This window comes from Vibrio sp. 704 (assembly GCF_033339295.1).
Genome location: NZ_JAWOUH010000307.1, coordinates 1 through 798 on the forward strand (window position 1 = coordinate 1; position 798 = coordinate 798).

Genomic DNA, 798 nt, shown 5'->3' on the forward strand with positions numbered 1-798 from the left:
TAATGTCGATGAGTGCATCGGCGGATTCTTGAGTGTAGTCAGCGATAGGTGACTTTTCACACCAAGTATCTTGGCCGTCAGGAGTGATGACGGCGCACAATTCGCTCAAACCAGAAGGGTGAGCCACCGTTCGAGGCTCGATGGCAGTAATAGTGCCAGAAGTTGGCGCATGTACGGGTACTGTAAACCCAGTTTCTGATTGGGTTAAAGCTTGTCCTTTTAAAACGTGCTCACCAACAGAGACCAATAAGTTACCCGCTTTACCAATGTGCTGTTTCAGCGGAAGAATGATTTCAGCGGGAATGGATGCTCGCACTAAGTCGGCTTTATTGGATTGTTTTTTGTTTTCTGCCGGATGCACACCGCCTGGGAAGTCCCAAAGCGAGCCTGTACGAATTTGTTCAATCAAAGACAACATACGAAACCTTACTTAATTGAATCTTTCACGTTCGCTGCATCGCTGGCAGCATCCGTAATGTTAACCACTGGGATGGCGTTAAGTTGCCACTTCCAGCTATCTGTGGTGGTTTCCACAGGAATCATTTCAATACAATCGGTTGGACATGGCGCGACACACAAGTCGCAGCCAGTACATTCGTCTTTGATGACCGTGTGAACGGCTTTTGTCCCACCAACAATCGCATCAACAGGACAAGCTTGAATACACTTAGTACAACCGATACACATATCTTCGTGAATGAAGGCAACGGTCGGTACTTTGCTGTCTAGATCGTGTGCCGACTCTTCAGGTTCCACACCCATTAAGTCTGCGAGTTTTTCGATGGTTGCTTGACCGCC

Annotated in this window: 1 protein-coding gene and 1 pseudogene; both read right to left on the bottom strand. The window is 47.7% G+C overall.

Translation table 11 applies throughout. The features are described from left to right. Positions 1 to 418 (bottom strand): annotated as a pseudogene (locus R7R24_RS26090) (electron transport complex subunit RsxC); the annotation flags it as partial. A gap of 8 nt (positions 419 to 426) precedes the next feature. Next, positions 427 to 798: RnfABCDGE type electron transport complex subunit B (locus tag R7R24_RS26095; protein WP_318120028.1), on the bottom strand; the 372-nt coding region annotated here is incomplete at its 5' end.